General features: G+C 41.0%; 1 protein-coding gene. It reads right to left on the bottom strand.

The genetic code is table 11. From position 1 onward, the window contains the following. A partial coding sequence (locus tag BCT81_RS25975) for a serine protease (protein WP_133152731.1) occupies positions 1-613 on the bottom strand: 613 nt, incomplete at its 3' end. Between the last annotated feature and the right edge of the window lie 180 nt (positions 614-793).

The following is a 793-nucleotide window of genomic DNA, read 5'->3' as shown; positions in this document are numbered from 1 at the left end:
CACAGAATGCATCACTGCCAATAAAGGCATAGCCACTGTGAGGAACACTATTACATTGGTACTGGTTAACTAAAGGAACGTTGACTTGGTACAGTTCACTCTTAGATGCATATCCATCTGATGCGTCCTGATCCCCCCATCCCATCACCGTTAGCATCTGACCATCATTCAGGTTACCTCGAACATAACCATCAACGAGATTAACCACAGACTCTGATGGCTTATCGACGAGCTCGATAATCGCTATATCATTGCCTGTAACTACAGAGTTATAGTATTGATGTACATAAATATTCTCAACCGCGTATCTATGCTGTGCAGCTTGAGAGGCAGAGAGGTTGGATACACCAATCACCACATCGAGATCTTCACGACCATTACCGTCTACACAGTGAGCAGCCGTAAGGACATATCTCTCGCCAATGAAGCTCGCACCACAAAACTGACCGTCATAAGCGTTCACGTTTCTTGAGACTAGTGCAGCCATAAATGGCCAATTCCCTTGTGTTGCTTCTTTACCGTTTATAATTCGAGCTGAAACATCTGCCAACGCCGATGTTGAGGACAGACCCACTACACAGAAGCCTAATGACAACCATTTAGTCTGAACAATTTTCATTACCTAGCCTTTTATTTATATTAATAATGCGGACAGGCGATTTTATAAAAGATCGATATAAAACCAAAATCATAATGAAGTGTGATAGGTATCGATTAAATGATAACAATTCTTATCCTGTAGGTTTGTTTTAACGAAATTTGTTAAACCCAACGTCTAACCTTTTGTTTGTAA

The organism is Vibrio sp. 10N.261.52.A1, assembly GCF_002876325.1.
In the GTDB taxonomy this organism is placed as follows: Bacteria; Pseudomonadota; Gammaproteobacteria; order Enterobacterales; family Vibrionaceae; genus Vibrio; species Vibrio chagasii.
Note: the sequence above shows the minus strand (reverse complement) of the source record. Positions and strands in the feature narration are given on the sequence as shown.